The sequence below is a fragment of the Rhodococcus sp. IEGM 1366 genome, assembly GCF_033142425.1.
Lineage (GTDB): Bacteria > Actinomycetota > Actinomycetes > Mycobacteriales > Mycobacteriaceae > Rhodococcus_F > Rhodococcus_F globerula.
On sequence record NZ_JAWLRZ010000005.1, the window covers coordinates 507,368 to 524,160 of the forward strand.

15 protein-coding genes and 1 pseudogene are annotated in these 16,793 nt (G+C 62.2%); 5 read left to right on the top strand and 11 right to left on the bottom strand.

Annotated features, from left to right (window positions below):
* Nucleotides 1-272 precede the first annotated feature (272 nt).
* Entirely contained in the window at nucleotides 273-710 is a 438-nt protein-coding gene (locus R4P64_RS17905; RefSeq protein ID WP_317822025.1) for a hypothetical protein, read from the top strand.
* A 250-nt stretch (nucleotides 711-960) separates the two neighbouring features.
* Here the strand turns inward: R4P64_RS17905 and R4P64_RS17910 are convergent, their stop codons facing one another.
* Complete coding sequence (locus R4P64_RS17910) at nucleotides 961-2,310, bottom strand: IS30 family transposase (protein ID WP_317822026.1); 1,350 nt, start codon at nucleotides 2,308-2,310, stop codon at nucleotides 961-963.
* Nucleotides 2,311-2,446: 136 nt separating this feature from the next.
* A complete protein-coding gene (locus R4P64_RS17915; protein ID WP_317822028.1) occupies nucleotides 2,447-2,761 on the bottom strand; it encodes a hypothetical protein in 315 nt (104 codons plus the stop codon).
* A 39-nt stretch (nucleotides 2,762-2,800) separates the two neighbouring features.
* On the opposite strand from R4P64_RS17915, the pseudogene R4P64_RS17920 reads away from it, so the two are divergent.
* Nucleotides 2,801-2,953 (top strand): annotated as a pseudogene (locus R4P64_RS17920) (Txe/YoeB family addiction module toxin); the annotation flags it as partial.
* 6 nt (nucleotides 2,954-2,959) lie between these two features.
* On the opposite strand, the gene R4P64_RS17925 reads toward R4P64_RS17920, so the two are convergent.
* A complete protein-coding gene (locus R4P64_RS17925; protein ID WP_317822029.1) occupies nucleotides 2,960-3,562 on the bottom strand; it encodes an A24 family peptidase in 603 nt (200 codons plus the stop codon).
* A gap of 390 nt (nucleotides 3,563-3,952) precedes the next feature.
* On the opposite strand from R4P64_RS17925, the gene R4P64_RS17930 reads away from it, so the two are divergent.
* The gene (locus R4P64_RS17930) at nucleotides 3,953-5,002 is read left to right on the top strand and encodes a TY-Chap domain-containing protein (RefSeq protein ID WP_317822030.1); all 1,050 of its coding nucleotides are present in this window, start codon (nucleotides 3,953-3,955) and stop codon (nucleotides 5,000-5,002) included.
* A gap of 123 nt (nucleotides 5,003-5,125) precedes the next feature.
* Entirely contained in the window at nucleotides 5,126-5,281 is a 156-nt protein-coding gene (locus R4P64_RS17935) for a hypothetical protein (RefSeq protein ID WP_342393904.1), read from the top strand.
* Nucleotides 5,282-5,383: 102 nt separating this feature from the next.
* On the opposite strand, the gene R4P64_RS17940 is transcribed toward R4P64_RS17935, so the two are convergent.
* The 5 genes from R4P64_RS17940 to R4P64_RS17960 all read right to left on the bottom strand — a co-directional run bounded on the left by R4P64_RS17940 (nucleotide 5,384) and on the right by R4P64_RS17960 (nucleotide 12,154).
* Nucleotides 5,384-6,211 carry a shikimate dehydrogenase gene (locus R4P64_RS17940; protein WP_033236186.1) on the bottom strand — a complete coding sequence of 276 codons (828 nt, stop codon included), beginning with the start codon at nucleotides 6,209-6,211 and terminating at the stop codon, nucleotides 5,384-5,386.
* Entirely contained in the window at nucleotides 6,201-7,511 is a 1,311-nt protein-coding gene (locus tag R4P64_RS17945; protein WP_317822033.1) for an endolytic transglycosylase MltG, read from the bottom strand. Before R4P64_RS17945 ends, R4P64_RS17940 begins: the two co-directional genes overlap by 11 nt.
* Nucleotides 7,508-8,044, bottom strand: a complete 537-nt coding sequence (gene ruvX / locus R4P64_RS17950) for a Holliday junction resolvase RuvX (RefSeq protein WP_033236184.1) — start codon at nucleotides 8,042-8,044, stop codon at nucleotides 7,508-7,510. The genes R4P64_RS17945 and ruvX overlap by 4 nt, the downstream gene beginning before the upstream one ends.
* 2 nt (nucleotides 8,045-8,046) lie before the next feature.
* Complete coding sequence (alaS, locus tag R4P64_RS17955; RefSeq protein WP_033236183.1) at nucleotides 8,047-10,719, bottom strand: alanine--tRNA ligase; 2,673 nt, start codon at nucleotides 10,717-10,719, stop codon at nucleotides 8,047-8,049.
* Between the two features lie 91 nt (nucleotides 10,720-10,810).
* Nucleotides 10,811-12,154 (bottom strand): replication-associated recombination protein A, encoded by a 1,344-nt coding sequence (locus R4P64_RS17960; protein WP_317822094.1) that lies wholly within the window; start codon nucleotides 12,152-12,154, stop codon nucleotides 10,811-10,813.
* 160 nt (nucleotides 12,155-12,314) lie between these two features.
* Here R4P64_RS17960 and R4P64_RS17965 point away from each other — a divergent pair, with 160 nt between their 5' ends.
* Complete coding sequence (locus R4P64_RS17965; protein ID WP_033236181.1) at nucleotides 12,315-12,695, top strand: nuclear transport factor 2 family protein; 381 nt, start codon at nucleotides 12,315-12,317, stop codon at nucleotides 12,693-12,695.
* A gap of 60 nt (nucleotides 12,696-12,755) precedes the next feature.
* Here the strand turns inward: R4P64_RS17965 and R4P64_RS17970 are convergent, their stop codons facing one another.
* Genes R4P64_RS17970 through aspS form a run of 3 tightly spaced genes read right to left on the bottom strand, consistent with a single transcriptional unit; the run spans nucleotide 12,756 to nucleotide 16,775 of the window.
* Nucleotides 12,756-13,934, bottom strand: a complete 1,179-nt coding sequence (locus tag R4P64_RS17970) for a kinase (RefSeq protein ID WP_317540402.1) — start codon at nucleotides 13,932-13,934, stop codon at nucleotides 12,756-12,758.
* Between the two features lie 54 nt (nucleotides 13,935-13,988).
* Complete coding sequence (locus tag R4P64_RS17975) at nucleotides 13,989-14,954, bottom strand: DUF389 domain-containing protein (RefSeq protein WP_033236179.1); 966 nt, start codon at nucleotides 14,952-14,954, stop codon at nucleotides 13,989-13,991.
* Between the two features lie 18 nt (nucleotides 14,955-14,972).
* The gene (gene aspS, locus R4P64_RS17980; protein WP_033236178.1) at nucleotides 14,973-16,775 is read right to left on the bottom strand and encodes an aspartate--tRNA ligase; all 1,803 of its coding nucleotides are present in this window, start codon (nucleotides 16,773-16,775) and stop codon (nucleotides 14,973-14,975) included.
* Nucleotides 16,776-16,793 lie beyond the last annotated feature (18 nt).

Here is a 16,793-nt window from a genome sequence, read left to right on the forward strand (position 1 = left end):
TTCCATAAGGTCAATCGTTTCCGATTCGGCTGACACGAAAGGCTTTTCAATCTTCATCCCAGCCCCGACTGGCATCTCCTGCGGTAACCGGTACTTTGGTCAGCCTTCTGAAAACCGTTGACAGTTGACCAATCGCGACTTCTGAGTCCCCGCTCGTCTACGACAGCACATCGACCCCAGAGGCCCCTGTCGGTACCCGATGCAAAGATCTGCCCATGACATCCGAAGCGTCCGTTTCGTCTGAGAATTGCACCAGATCGAAGGCTAGTCCCATGCGTAGGTTCATCCTGATCGTCGGACTGCTGTGGGGCGCAGCGATGCTGACCGGTTCCGCGACTTTGTCCACATCGTTCGCAGTCCGCGATGGACAGCCTTCCGAGTATTGGATAGTCACCGCTATGACGGTCATCTCGGTACTGACACTCGGTGCTGTTGTGGTGTTCTCCGAAAACAAGTGGGTTCGACGATCATCAGTGGCAGCGCTCGGACTGCTCGGAGCACTCGGCGCGATCGCCAACTTCTTGTTACTCGAGTCGCCAGCCGCTTCTTCCACTCCACCTCTCCCCGATGTCATTCGTTGGATGATCTTCGGACCAATCGCACTCGCTGGTCCGGCGACCGCCCACGCGGTGTCGATCGTCTACCGTGCCGCCAACGAATCCTCCGACCGAAACGACACCATCCTCTCCGAAGTCGCACACGCCCGGTGATCCACTGGCTTTCGTTGCACCGGTATCCCAATAGATAAGCCGCCTGCCGTGTGCTGTTCACGATGAACCAGCATTGATTAGTGAATGCCTCGACTCTTGGCCGCCCTAACCAGCGTGTTTGCGAAAGATCCTCGTATCGCACGATCACCTGAGAACGCCGACGCCGAACCGTTTGCGAGTTTCGGGTTGCGAAGGGGTCAATTTCCAGACACCGCTGACACGCACTCTGACGACGATTGACGAGGCGGATTCAACTGGTCGAAGCAACACGTTGCTGTTGAATTGATCGTAGGTGTTCGTCCCATACTTCAGCGGGGGTTCGCCATTGGAGTCGCTTACGCGGTCGGGTGTTGAGAGCGTGTGCGACTGCCGCGAGATCGTCTGGGTTCCATCGCGAGAGATCGGTTCCCTTCGGAAAGTATTGGCGCAGTAGTCCATTCGTGTTCTCGTTAGCGCCTCGTTGCCACGGACTGTGCGGGTCGGCGAAGTAGACCTTCAGCCCGGTGTCGATGGTGAACTGGGTGTGCGCGGACATTTCCTTTCCTCGGTCCCAGGTCAGCGAGCGTTTGAGTTCGGTGGGCATCGACGCCAGCGCTTGTGCCAGTGCTTTGTTCATCGAGATTGCGCCGTAGCCTGACAGTGCCGGCCCGGTCTTGGTGATCGGTTGCGCTCGCCACCCTTGTTCCCGAGGCAAGTGCACGAGGGTGGTGTACCCGGTTGTGCGCTCGACGATGGTGCCGATCGCGGACCTGTCCGTACCGATGATGAGGTCTCCTTCGTGGTGTCCGGGAATCGCACGGTCGTCGGCTTCTTCGGGACGCTTGCTGATGAGTACGTCCGGTGTCACGTGGGCCCAGGCAACGCGTTTCGCTCTCGCGCGTGGCATCCGAAGAGCACGACCAGTTCGCAGGCACAAGATGAGTTCGCGGCGCAGCGCACCGCGGCCCTCGATGAATAGGGACTGGTAGATGGCCTCGTGGCTGATCCGCATTGACTCATCGTCCGGGAAATCGATCGGCAGCCGGTTCGAAATCTGCTCGGGGCTCCACGCTTTCACCCATCGGCGGTCCTGACGATGGGGTTTGTTCAAGCCTTTCCATTGCCGTTCGACGGGTCCGGCGACGGCCTGTTCATTAGGTAGGGTGATCTTGCCCGAAAGGCGGTCCTCAACGTAGTCGCGCAACCGCTCATTCTCAGCCAGCTTGGCGGCCTTTGGGCGCCGGGCAAACAACTCGGCTTTCCAGTGCGCAACGCTGGCGCGATAGTCGAGCTTGCCGCCCCGGGTCGCGGCGTTGCGCCGTAACTCCCTGGAGATCGTCGACGGGCTCCTCCCGATGGCACTCGCGATCGCGCGCACTCCATGGCCGGTGGCGTGCAGGATCGCGATTTCCTCACGCTCTACCAGAGAGAGGTACCTGCCTGCCGGCGCGGGCCACGAATACGGCGTCATCCCGCCAGCGTGCCGGAACCACCGCTGGCCCACAGGTTGTCCCACGCCGACATCGTCAGCTGCCTCGCGAGGAAGCTTGCCTGTGGCGATCTGGTCCCAAAACTGCCGTTCCTTCGACCGAGGATGGCCCGGCGCTCCGGGTGACCTCATCGGAGCCCTGCCCGTCACCTCCCGCACCCAATCCGATGGTCTGCCCACAACACCCTCCTGACCTTGAGTGTTGCTTCCACCGGTTGAGCCCAGGCGATAACGAGTGATCATTCGGCCATTGTCGGCATCCGCGTGCTTATTCGATGTACCCGGTTTCGGGGTCGATCATGCCGAGGAAGTTTCTGATCGACCTGCGGTGATCGTCAATCGTCGACAGGTACGGCTCGGCGTCCGGAACCTCGCCATCCGGAACAACGACATCCGGAACAACGGCCACCTGCACTGGGCCACCACCGAACCCGTAGTTCTTGTTCGGTCCGGATTCCCAGGTGTAATCCTCACTGCCATTTTCGCGCACCGTGACGGTGAAAACCTCGCCCTCGACGATGAGAGTGAAGGGACTGTCTTTAGCTTGCGGGCGGTAGTCGTCTGCCCACTCGTTGGTGTTCACGCACCGACGCTCTCACGAATGAACGAGAGGAGCAGCGCGAATGGTAACGAAGGAATCGGAAAACCCGAACCACTCAAACATGGATTTCACGGATACTCGTCGAGGCGGATCACTGACGAGCATCGTCTGATTTACAAAATCTCCGACGACCAGATCCGAATCGCTGCGTGCCGCTACCACTACGGACGCTGAACACGCTCACCCGATCGTCCAGGCAAGTAGCGCGGCGCCGCACATCGACGGCCCATGAGGGACCTGCGACCGCCGCGCCAGCAGAACGGCCACCACTAATGTGATCACCGGAGCCAGAAAAGCGGATAGCAGCCAGACCTGCGCACCACCCAACCCCGTGATCGCACCCAGCGGAAGTGCCAGCTTCACGTCACCTGCGCCCAGGGATCGCGGCGAAATCAGGCGCAGCACAAGGTGGATTCCCGAGAGCATTACCGATCCCATCAGCGCTGCCCACAGCGTTCCCGCAAACAAGGCGCCGGCGATAACGACACCATAAGCGGGCACAGTGAAAGTGTTCGGCAACCGCCGCACAGACACATCGACAAGTGACACGGCCACACACCACCACACGAACGCCAGGCCCGAAACAAGCTGTAGTGCAGATGAAGTCGCTACACCGACAAGCAACCAGCCCACCGCGACGCATAATTCAGGCACACCGCAACGGACTGAAATCCCGTCATACAGGCTTCGGCGCAACCATTCGTCAGCAAGAAAACGCGCACCAAAACCGCCAACAGCACCCGCAGTTGCCAACCCCACCAACATCCACATGGCATTGAGCATGAGCCGACCGTCGACCGGCCGCAGCCTACGAAATCGTGCTGTGCACTACGGCGGCACTGTGGATAAAGCTAAGTGGTCATCGCCAGAAGTTCGTCGGGGGTCACGCGGCATCCCGGAGTGTGGCGTCGTGCTCAAGGCGCTGCAAGTGTCTATACAGGTGGCCGCAGGTGTAGCTCCATTGGAACGGCGTGGCTGTGGCGTTGTAGCGCTCCGTTTCTTGTCACCAGACCCCAAGCGTTACCGAACGATCGGTATGCGGCAATGTAGTGCGTTCGACAGTCTGGAGATTGTCGCCCGGCTACCGAGGCGGATGGTTTGTTGGCGTCGGAAACGTACGTGTCGGGGCGTGTCGGTAGGTTTGTCGGGAGGTTTCGGAAACGGGGAGTGGTTGTGGCTGATGACGTTTGGACCAGTCTGTTTGAGGACATCCAACTGGTGCTGTACCCGGACTGGGATGACAACGAGACGCTGATTTCGCCGACGGATGGCGACAGCCTTCAACTGCGAGACACGTTGACCGGGCAACGGATCCTGTTCCGAGAAGACGACAAAGGACTTGATATCAGGGTGACGGTGCCCGATGAACCAGTGACGGCTGCCCGATTACGGGCGGTGATCCAGTCGCAGCGGACCACCTTGTTTTCCCAGGTCCGTGACCGTGAGTCCGGTCGTTGGGTGCCACGCGACCAGCCGTTGTGGAAGTCCGTCGAAATCCATATCGGCCGCGATCACGACGTCGAACACGAGGGCCAGCGTGTCGAGGAGTATGCGCGGGAGTGGAGAACGGGATGGCGCCACAATGCCGACGACCAACGATACGAGATCGCCGCTGCAATCGTCGCGGTGTTGCGCGACGGACTGGGTACGACTCCTGACCGGCTCCGCGTCAGCTCTTACAACAACTTCGGCCCCACCCCCACACAGGCCGTGGGCGAGGTCGCTTCCGACCGTCCGACGTTGTCCGGCCTTCCGGCACGGTGCTCAGGGTGGGACGAGTTCGTCACGCGGTTCGAGTGGGTTCTGGCCACTTTGCCGTGGCTGGGCAATGTCATCCTGGATGCCCCTCAAAAAGGATCGAACAACCAGGTTGACGTACAGTTCTACAACTCCGGTGGTGGTGACATCGACAGCGCGTGCGGTTTCGGGGATGCTGCAAGATCGGACCTGAAGGAAATCAACCGGCTGATGAGCGTTCTCGGGTGGCAGTGGACGCCCGATCACCACGGGGCTGTCGACGCGCCGATCTGGCTGGGCCCGCCGGCCGGAAGGGACACGACGCATCCCACCATGCACGAACTGGCCGTTCGGACAATGGTGACCTTGCGCGACGTCGCTGGAGTGGCACATCCCAACGAGCTTGCTTTCACGGCATTCTCGAATGCCCAGGGCGTCGACGACATGTCGTACGTGGGTGCGGAACTCGGTATCGCCCCGGCCTGAGGACCAGGTACCCACCTTCACCGATAACCGCGGGACTGCAATCGGCACATCTACCTGACGGCCGAAGACGTAGACCAACTATCGACCGAGGCAGACCGTCACGGGCACGGGCTCCTTGTGCTGGTGCTCGCCTACTGTGGCTGCCGCTGGAGTGAGGCCATCGCACTGCGAGTCCGCGATATAAACTTCACCCGGGCGCGACTGACGGTCTCCGACACCGAGGTTCAGTTGGGCAGCAAGCACTACAGCGGGACCACCAAGGGCAAGACGGTCCGGTGAGGTCGCGGTACCGAAATTCGTCCTCGACGGACTCAAAGAGTGCTCTACCTCGCCGACCCCACCGCCTGGAAACCACCCCCGACGAACTTCTGACCAGGACCACTAAGCGATAGCGGCAGCCATCGCCTCACGTGGTGCGGGCTTACCCGTGAACTGCTCAACCTGCCCGAAGGCCTGATTGAGCAACATCGCCAGGCCACCGATCACGGTGCCACCGGCGGCCTCGACGGCCGAGGCCAGCGGCGTCGGCCAGGGGTTGTAAATCGCGTCGAGGACAAAAGGTGCCTTACCCAGTTCCGCGGCAAAGGGTGCCGCCGCATCAGCGGGAACGGTGCTGACCAGAACTGCCGAATCGGCACAGATTCCGCCGAGACGAGGATCATCGAAGGCAACAAGATCAATGTCCAAGCCAACCGCAGCGCCGCATTCGATGGCGCCCGATGCACGACCCGGATCGCGGGCGACGACAGTCACGTTGCGAACACCCATATCCGCCAAGGCAACCAGCGACGGCCGAGCCGTTCCGCCGGCCCCGACCACCACGGCGGGGGCACCGGTGAGATCACCGACACCGCCGGCGATCAACGCACCGCTGACACCGTCCACATCGGTGCAGTCAGCCCGCCATCCACCGTCGATGCGCACCAATGTGTTTGCCGACCCGATGACAACGGCGCGCGCAGTGCGCTCCGACGCGTATTCGAGGGCTGCGATCTTGCCCGGCATCGTGACCGACAGCCCAACCCATTCGGGCCCGAGCCCGTCGACAAGCGCGGGCAACTGCTCCCCCGTGCATTCGATCCGCTCGTAGGTCCAGTCGGTCAGACCCAAGGCCTCGTACGCCGCGAGATGCAGCAACGGGGACTTCGAATGCTGAATGGGGCTGCCGAGAACTGCTGCCTTGCGTGCGGTTGAGGTGCTACCGACCACTGTCGAGAATCCCGCTTTCCTGCGCTAGAACGATGTTGGCGAGGTGCTCGTCGTAACTGTGAGTGAAGAGCGTTTCGCCTTGCATGTTGATGGTGACGAAATACAGCCAGTCACCGGGGGCCGGGGATTCGACTGCCTGAAGCGCTTCGATGCTCGGTGACGCAATCGGGGTCGCGGGCAATCCCGACATTGCGTAGGTGTTCCACGGCGTCACTCGCGCGCGATCATCATCCGTCGTCGCAACTTCGGTGGTGTCGAGCGAATAGTTGACCGTGGAGTCGAACTGCAACGGCTGATCGACGGCCAAGCGGTTGACGATCACGCGAGCGACCTTCGACATGTCGTCGGGCAGAGCTTCACGCTCGACCAGTGACGCCGCGACCAACAGTTGGTACGGCGAGAGTCCGACGCCGGATCCGGCTGTCAGAATGCCGGTGCTTTCGTACTTCTCAGCGCTGCCTTGGACCAAGGTCCGCAGGATTTCCGTCGGCGTTGCGGTGGGATCGAAATCCCAACTACTGGCCGCAATGAGACCTTCGAGTTGACGGTCTTTGTCCGGCACACCCTGCACGGACGACATCGCCCACGAGGGAACTCCCAACGCCGCGAGATCGGAAGATGCTCCCGCAGTATTCAATTCGTCGGCCGTCACACAGGTCTGCGCGCTAGCTGATCCGACGCAGCTGGCTTCCTCGATGAGGTTGTAGATGCCCTTCTTCAGAGCACCGGTCTGCGCGTCGCTGCTGTCGTGGAGTTGACGCCCTGCGGCAACGACGACCAGGCCGACACGAGATTCAGGAGTGACCAACGTATCCAGAGCGTCTGCTGCACTGCTTTGTACAGGTACCTGGTAGAAACCGGGCTGAACTTTCTGGATCTCCGCCGAGTTACTCACGGCCGCGTTGTAGAACGCCGCCGAACTGGCAACCACGTCCTTCTCGGCAAGCGTGGCACCGATCTCCGAGGCAGTTTCACCCGGAAGGATCTGGATCACGACGGGCGCCCCGCCCGGCCCGGCGTAGTCGGCCGCCGCTTGAGTGCGGTTCATGTACCACGTCGCACCGTAGGCACCCACGCCCAGAACCGCGATCACCAAGACAAGGAGCGCGAGGACACCGACCTTCTTGCCCCGTTTGGCTCGCTTGGACTGCGCTTCGCGTTGTTTGCGCGCCTCAGCCCTGGACATGTGCGGCGGCTCGATGGTCTGTGGCAGCGCGCGCATGACCATGGTCTCGTCGTTGTCGAAATCGAATGAACCGGTGGGCCGGCCGGAGCCGCCCTCATCCCACCGCCCGCTCACCGATCGGACTCCGACACAGGCGTGTCCCCCGACGACTCCCCTGGTTTCACTGCTCTACTCCGCTCGTCCAGCCAGCCTTGCAGGATCTCCACTGCCGCAGCCTGATCGATCATCGGACGCTGACCGCGAGCTTTGACTCCACTTTCGCGGAGGTTGCGCGCAGCCGTGACCGTCGTCAGTCGCTCGTCGGACAGTCTCACCGGGATCGGTTCGACGGCCCGCTGCAGTCGTTTTGCGAATGCAGTGGCGATGCCGGCGGCTTTGCCTTGCTCGCCGCGCAGCGTCTGTGGCAGTCCGACGATAACCTCCACGGCCTCGTATTCGGACACGATGTCGATAATCCGCCGGATATCCGGCGCGTCGGGTCCACGTTCCTTCGAGCGAGGCACAGTCTCGACCGGTGTCGCAAGAATCCCGTCGGGGTCGCTGGACGCAACCCCGATCCGGACACTGCCGACATCGATCGCGACGCGGCGTCCGCGGCCAGGGTCGTCGACGCCGGGGCGATCGGGACCCTGCACAGCCGCTGCCACCGTTAGCTGCCGCCCGCCAGTTCTGCGACCCGGTCCCGGATCGCATCGAGCGCCGCCGGGATTCCGGAGGCGTCGGAACCCGACCCCTGAGCCATGTCGGGCTTTCCGCCGCCTCGACCACCGATCTTCGGTCCGAACGAGCCGACGAGGTCGCCTGCCTTCACGCCGAGCGCCTGCGCAGCCTTACTGGTGGCAACCACGAAGGGCACCTTGCCGTCGGTGTCGCCGAGCAATGCGACCACTGCGGGCTCCGAGCCCAGGCGACCCTTGATGTCGGTGACGAGCGTGCGCAGGTCGTTGGCTCCGACACCGGCGGGTGCAGGTTCTGCGATCACGAGCACACTGCCGATGCGCTTGGCCTTGTCGACGAACTCACCGGCTGCAGCCAGAACAGCCTTGGCCTTGGTCTGCTCCAGTTCCTTCTCGGCCACCTTGAGACGCTCGACAAGCGCTTCGACGCGAGCCGGAACCTCTTCGGACGGAACCTTGAGCGATGCGGACAGTCCGGCCAGAAGCGCGCGCTCCTTGGCCAGATAACGGTAGGAATCCAAACCGACGTACGCCTCGACACGGCGGATGCCGGAGCCGACGGACTGCTCACCGAGCAGAGTGACCTGACCGATCTGAGCGGAACTTCCGACGTGCGTGCCGCCGCAGAGTTCCATCGAGAACGGGCCGCCGATTTCGACGACGCGAACCTCGTCGCCGTAGTTCTCACCGAAGAGTGCCATGGCACCCATCGACTTGGCCTTGTCGAGGTCCGTCACAAACGTGTTGACCGCGAAGTTGGACGCGACAGCCTCGTTGGTGACAACTTCGATGTCCTGCTTCTGGGACTCGGAAAGCGCACCCTGCCAAGAGAAGTCGAAGCGGAGGTAGCCGGGCTTGTTGAGTGAGCCGGCCTGAACGGCGTTGGGGCCGAGCACCTGACGCAGCGCTGCGTGCACCATGTGGGTACCGGAGTGTCCCTGGGTTGCACCCTTACGCCATTCGGCGTCGACATGTGCGAGAACGATGTCGCCTTCGGTGATCTCGCCCTTCTGGACGGTGACCTTGTGCGTCCAGACCTTCTTGGCGATCTTCTGAACGTCGTTGACCTTGGCTTCGAGTCCCGGCGCCGTGAGCGATCCGATGTCGGCGATCTGTCCACCGGACTCTGCGTAGAGCGGGCTGCGGTCAAGGATGACCTCAACCGACTGCCCCGCCTTGGCGACCGGCACACGAACGCCGTCGACGATGAGCGCGAGGACATGAGCTTCGGAGACCAGTTCGTTGAAGCCGGTGAACTCGGTGGGACCGCGATCGAGCAGTTCCTTGTAGACCGTGAGGTCGGCATGCGCGTGCTTACGAGCCTGAGCGTCGTCCTTGGCGCGCTTGCGCTGCTCGGCCATGAGGGTGCGGAAGCCGTCTTCGTCGACGGTGAGACCGGCCTCGGACGCCATCTCGAGTGTCAGGTCGATCGGGAAGCCGTAAGTGTCGTGCAAGGCAAATGCCTGGTCGCCGGCAATGACCGACTTTCCGGACGACTTGACCGTCTCGGCAGCGTTCTCGAACAAGGCCGATCCTGATGCCAGAGTCTTGAGGAACGCTGTTTCCTCACCGACGGCAACATTCTCGATGCGCGTGAAGTCGGTTTCGAGAACCGGGTACGACGGAGCCATGGTGTCGCGGACGACGATCATGAACTCGCGCATGGTGGGCTGCTCGCTGCCGAGCAGTTTGGCCGAGCGCACGATGCGGCGAAGCAACCGGCGTAGCACGTAGCCGCGGCCGTAGTTGCCGGGATTGACGCCGTCCGCAATCAGCATCGCGGCGGTGCGGGCGTGGTCGGCGATGACGCGGAAACGAACATCGGACGTGTGATCGGTGCCGTACACGCTGCCGGTCAGCTCAGCGGCCTTCTCGATGACGGGACGGAGAAGGTCTGTCTCGTAGACGTTTTCGACGCCCTGCAAGAGGAAGGCAACACGCTCGACGCCCATGCCGGTATCGATGTTCTTCTTCGGCAGGGGTCCGAGGATCGGGTAGTCACCCTTCGTGGTGCCTTCGCCGCGCTCGTTCTGCATGAACACGAGGTTCCAGATCTCGATGTAGCGATCCTCGTCGGCTTCCGGGCCGCCCTCTACGCCATACTCGGCGCCGCGGTCGTAGAAGATTTCCGAGCAGGGCCCACACGGTCCGGGGATGCCCATCGACCAGTAGTTGTCTTTCATGCCGCGGCGCTGAATGCGCTCTTCCGGCACGCCGACCTCGTCGCGCCAGATCGCAAATGCTTCGTCGTCATCGTGAAAGACAGTGGCCCACAGGCGCGTCGGGTCGATGCCGTAGCCGCCGTCGTCAACCGAACCGGTCAGCAGCGCCCAGGCGTGCGAGATGGCTTCCTTCTTGAAGTAGTCACCGAAGGAGAAATTGCCGGCCATCTGGAAGAACGTGTTGTGGCGGGTGGTGATGCCCACCTCTTCGATGTCCAAGGTGCGAACACACTTCTGCACAGACGTCGCACGCGAGTATGGCGGCGTCTGCTGGCCGAGGAAGAACGGCACGAAGGGAACCATGCCGGCGTTGACGAACAGAAGGTTCGGATCGTCGAGAATCAGCGACGCGCTGGGCACCTCGGTGTGGCCGGCCTTGACGAAGTGGTCGAGGAATCGCCTGCGGATCTCGTGGGTTTGCACTAACCGGTCCTTACCTTCATGAGCGTCGAACTGTCGTTGTCCAGCCTAGCGTGCAGGGACCTTACAGCTTTAACCCCGCACGATTACAGCTTCAACCCCGCACGATTCGGCGCAATTTTCCCACTCGATCGGCGATCTCCCGCTCATTTCCGTGGGCAGTCGGCTTGTAATAGTCGACACCGACCAGTTCGTCCGGTGGATATTGCTGCCGTAGAACGCCGTCGCGGGTGTCGTGTGGGTACTTGTATCCGACCGCGTTTCCCAATTTCTCAGCCCCCTTGTAATGACCGTCACGTAGATGCGGCGGCACGAGACCTGACTTTCCGGCAGCCACATCGGCCATGGCCGCGCCCAATGCTTCGATGACGGCACCCGATTTCGGCGCGGTCGCGAGATGGATCGTGGCCTGGGCAAGCGCGAGACGTGCCTCCGGCATTCCGATCAACTGCACAGCTTGAGCAGCGGCCATCGCGGTCTGTAGTGCCATCGGATCGGCCATCCCGATGTCTTCGCTGGCGTGAACCACCAGTCGCCTCGCAATGAATCGCGGGTCCTCCCCCGCAGTCAGCATGCGCGCAAGGTAATGCAGCGCCGCGTCGACGTCGGAACCTCGAATGCTCTTGATGAATGCGCTGATGACGTCGTAGTGCTGGTCGCCGTCACGGTCGTACCGAACCGCGGCTTTGTCGACACTGGCCTCCACGGTCGCGAGATCGACTTCGACGGGTCCGGGTTGGCCGCCAGCGGTGTCGAGCGCAGCGCCTGCTGCTGCCTCGAGAGCAGTGAGCGCACGGCGGGCGTCCCCGGACGCCAGCCGCACCAGATGTTCCATCGCGTCGTCGGCAATGGTGACTGAGCCACCGAACCCACGCTCGTCGATCACTGCCCGCTCGAGAAGCTCCTGAACATCGGCTGCGGTGAGCGCCTGCAATTGCAGAACCAGCGAACGGGACAGCAACGCCGACACCACGGAGAACGACGGATTCTCGGTGGTAGCGCCCACCAACAGGACGATCCGATTCTCGACAGCAGCCAACAACGCATCCTGCTGGGTTTTCGAGAATCGGTGTACCTCGTCGATGAACAGGACGGTCTGCTCGCCGTTCAGGAGTCGTCGCCTAGCCAGTTCAATCACACCGCGAACCTCTTTGACACCGGCCGACAGTGCAGACAGTGCCTCGAAACGCCGACCGGTCGCGCCGGAAATCAACGACGCCAGTGTGGTCTTGCCGGTACCAGGAGGCCCGTACAGAAGTACCGATGCAGCGCCGGATCCCTCGACCATTCGCCGCAGCGGCGCACCGGGCCCGAGTAGGTGCTGCTGGCCGACAACCTCACCAAGAGTGCGCGGGCGCATGCGGACAGCCAGCGGAGCACCGGGCGGCAACGAGGACAAGGCGCGCTCGGCTACCGAGACGACATCTGGTTCATCCACGATCTCGGATTCTTCCGGAGTTGCCTCGAACAGGCCGTCATCCGCCACCACGCTGTCTTCAGCTTGCCAATCGCTCACATAACGACGCTACTAGAAGGTACCGACGCGTCGAAGTCCCAACTGGAAAGCACGGTCGTGCCGAATTGGATAGCGTGTCGCCATGAGCACTTCTGAGATCGCCACCGTTCTCGCGTGGCATGACGCACTCAACAGCCAAGACATCGACACGCTCCTGCAGTTGTCGAGCGACGATATCGAGGTGGGTGGAGCCGACGGGGCAACGCAAGGATTAGCAGCACTGAGCGAGTGGGCGTCGAACGCCGGTTTGACGCTTGTTCCCGGCAAGATGTACGTCCACCACGGAGTTGTCGTTGTCGAGCAGACTGCGACGTGGGCCGCAGAACCCGGCAAGACCGCCACCATTGCGTCGGCGTTCCGGGTGGTCGAGGACCAGGTCACGTCTACCTTCCGGCATCCCGATCTCGCGACGGCGCTGGCGGCAACGGATCTGTCCGAGGCGGACGCTCTCGCCGACAACTGAGCTTCGACATGCAAAAGCGCCCGTGCTCCGGCACGGGCGCTTTATCGGTTCGTGAGTGCGTTACTCAGCGTGTGTGCGGAGCGCAGCGACAACTTCGTTTGCATGGTCATGCACAGCGACGTTGCCTGCGAGTTCGGCTGCTCGCGCCAACCGGGCCCAACGGCGCAGCAACGCATCCGAACGCGGAATCGACAGATGGTGCTCGCGCACTGCGGCTATCCGCGAATGATCATTCGGCAGGAACATGTAGGTGCTCAGCCATACCCAAATGAGTTGAGCCTCGACCAGTCCTCGACCCAATTCGGCTTCGTCGGCAAGCGCCGGCCACAAGCCCACCACTTCCGAACGCCACGCGTCGACCATCGCCGACGCGCGTTCCTCGGTCAGGTCGACGTTGCACAGGCATCCCGGGAACGACACGAGTGCGTACGTGATGTCGAGAAGCGCGTCTCGGTATCCACCCCACTCGTAGTCGAGGAATCGAACACCTTCGCCGTTGACGATGATGTTGTCCGGACACAGATCGGACGGACTGAAGGCGCGGAATCGCCCACCGCTGAACAGATTCTGCGCGTGGTGAACCTGTTCGAGAATATTCGGATCGACAACAACACCCAGTGTGTCCGCCAACATCGACGGCACGTCGGTGATGACGCGCGCCACCTGATCAGCCACTTCGTCGGAACTGTGGACAACCTCGGCACGTCGAAGCAGGGCTGTGAAATCTTCTTCACGTCCTACGGTGGCGGCGTGCATGCGACCCATTGCCTGGGCCATTGCCATCAGGGTATTCGTGACGGTGTCTGCGTCGCTGTCCTGGAAAAGAACGCTGATCGCGGTGGCGTCACCGAGGTCGCTGAGCACGAGGAGCCTGGCGTCCAAGTCGTATGCCAGCAGTTCCGCGCCGGGACGGGCGTCCTTGGCCAATGCGTTGGCGAATTGGTACGACACGGCTTCACGCAGGAACGCGGTATCAGGATCGAACACGTGGATTGCCTCAGCGGGCGGGGTAACGCCGTTCTTGACACCCAGATAGGGATCACGGACCTGCTTGATCACCAATGTGCGAGGTAGGGAAAACGGGTTTTCGGCAACTCGAACGCGCAGCACGATGGTGCGTCCACTGCCACCCAGATCCGTGGGATCCACAAGGGTAACGGGTGCTCCGGTGCGGCGCGTGAGCAACTGCTCGGCAGCTGCCACGACTTCGGATACGGGGTCTGCCAGTAATACGGTCATCACTGATCAACTTACCCGTAAGTTACTGGAATCATGCGTCTTCGCTCTCTACTGTCAGCGCGCTTTCTCGTCGCCGATCAAACCTGAAATGCCTTTCAGCGCTGCAGCAAACTCTTCATCGGCTCGGGTCTTGAACCACAATACGAGTGTGCAAGCGGTGACAATTCCCAGCATGTTGACGGCGAGCTGAAGCGACGACAGCCCGGCGATACGCCATTCACCGTTAGCCGCAGCAACTACTGCGAAACCGGCCGCCGGGACTGTAGTCACTGATATGAACACGCCGACCAGTGCGGCGGATTTCGCCGATATCAAGGCCAACATGCCCGCAGAACCGGCCAGGAGGGCGACAACAAACGAGATCGGTCCCACTTTGTAGATGAAGTCGACTTGATGCAGTGATTCGAGGGTGGTGACGTCCATCCAGTCGAAGAACTTCACCACGAAGGTGGCGAGCAGAGTGATACCCATCGCCACCGGGAACGCGACGACCAACGCAAGAATCGAACGTCTACGTAGCTTTCGATCACGTCGAACCAGGGCAACCGAGAGCGCGGCCAGCGGGCCGAATTCCGGCCCCACAACCATCGCTCCGACGATGGTGACCGGTGAATCCGTGACTACACCGATTGCGGCCAGGAGGCAGGCGATAGTCAGGAAAGCGACAAACAATCCATTGAGAGTCGATTCCTCCCGAGTCCGGGACAACAGTTCTTCCCAGACCACAGTCTCGGCGCCGTCACCAGGTGCATCGTGTTCTGCTTTGCGTGCCGCGGCCGACAACACTGTCTCCACGGGCACCAGCGTCACCGCGCCGTGCTCGGGGATGCCGAGATCCTGCATCGCGACTATGACGTCGTTCGCAGACTCACGGGCAACATCGGCCTGCACGACATCGCCGCGCGGATCGATGGCAATGCCACGCGACACCACAATGTGGGTAGCCCCGCATTCCGCCTCGAGCGCACCGAGAACTTCCTCGGTGCGCTCGGGCGGGCAGATCACCCTCAGGTGCAGCATGGCGATCTGGGGTCGGTTCTACTTGCCGTCTGCGGTGTCGCCACCGGCAGCGTCAGCCTTCTTCTCCGGCTTCGCATCGACGCCGGATTCCTTACGCTGCTGCGCCGTGATCGGGGTAGGTGCGTCCGTCAGCGGATCGACACCGCCACCCGACTTCGGGAACGCGATGACCTCACGAATGGAATCCATGCCGGCGAGGAGCGCGGTGATGCGGTCCCAACCGAAGGCGATTCCGCCGTGCGGAGGTGCGCCGAAGGCAAAGGCGTCGAGCAGGAAGCCGAACTTGTCCTGCGCCTCTTCCTCGGAAATACCCATCACCTTGAACACTCGTTCCTGAATGTCCTTGCGGTGGATACGGATACTGCCGCCGCCGATTTCGTTGCCGTTGCAGACGATGTCGTAGGCGTAGGCGAGAGCGGTTCCGGGATCGGTGTCGAACGTGTCGAAGAACTCGGGCTTGGGCGAGGTGAACGCGTGGTGCACCGCGGTCCACGCCGAGTGGCCGAGAGCAACGTCACCGGACGCGGTGGCGTCGGCGGCCGGCTCGAACATCGGAGCGTCGACGATCCAGACGAAGGCCCAGGCCTTGGGGTCGATGAGATCCTTCTTGCGGGCGATCTCGCCGCGGGCAGCACCGAGAAGCGCGCGCATCGGCTTGGTTGCACCCGCCGCGAAGAAGATGCAGTCACCTGGCTGTGCGCCGACGTGAGCGGCCAGACCCTCGCGCTCGGCGTCGGTGAGGTTCTTGGCAACCGGTCCGCCGAGCGTTCCGTCTTCGCCGACCAGCACGTAGGCAAGTCCCTTGGCGCCGCGCTGCTTGGCCCATTCCTGCCACGCGTCGAGCTGCTTACGCGGCTGGCTTGCGCCACCCGGCATGACAACAGCGCCGACGTACTCGGCCTGGAACACGCGGAACGTGGTGTCCTTGAAGAACTTCATGCACTCGACGAGTTCGATGTCGAAACGCAGGTCGGGCTTGTCGCTGCCGTAACGACGCATCGACTCGTTGTAGGTCATGCGCGCGATCGGCGTCTTGATCTCGTGGCCGACGAGCTTCCACAACGCGGTCAGGACTTCCTCGGCCAACAGCATGACGTCGTCCTGGTTGACGAACGCCATCTCGATGTCGAGCTGAGTGAACTCCGGCTGGCGATCGGCGCGGAAATCCTCATCGCGGTAGCAGCGCGCGATCTGGTAGTAGCGCTCGATGCCACCCACCATGAGGAGCTGCTTGAAGAGCTGGGGGCTCTGCGGCAGAGCGTAGAAGCTACCGGGCTGCAAACGCGCCGGAACCAGGAAGTCGCGGGCACCTTCAGGGGTGGAACGCGTGAGTGTCGGGGTCTCGACCTCGACGAACTGGTGGTGCGCGAGGACGCCACGCGCAGCGGCATTCACCTTGGAGCGCAAGCGAATTGCGTGTCCGGGTCCTTCACGACGCAGGTCGAGGTAGCGGTACTTCAGACGCGCTTCCTCGCCGACCTGATCGTCGAGCTGGAACGGCAGCGGAGCACTCTCGTTGAGCACCTCGAGCTCGGTGGCGTTGACCTCGATTGCGCCGGTGGGGATCTCGAAGTTCTGGTTTCCCTCGGGGCGGACCTCGACGACACCGGTCACGCGAACGCAGTATTCCGCGCGCAGACGGTGCGCCTGCTCGGCGACGTCACCTGCCCGGAAAACTACCTGCGAAACACCGGATGCATCACGGAGATCGATGAAGATCACTCCGCCGTGATCACGACGCCTGGCTACCCAACCGGTGAGCGTTACGGTCTGCCCTGCCTGCTCGGGTCGCAATGAACCGGCGAGATGTGTGCGCAGCACGGGATTCCTTTCGAACAA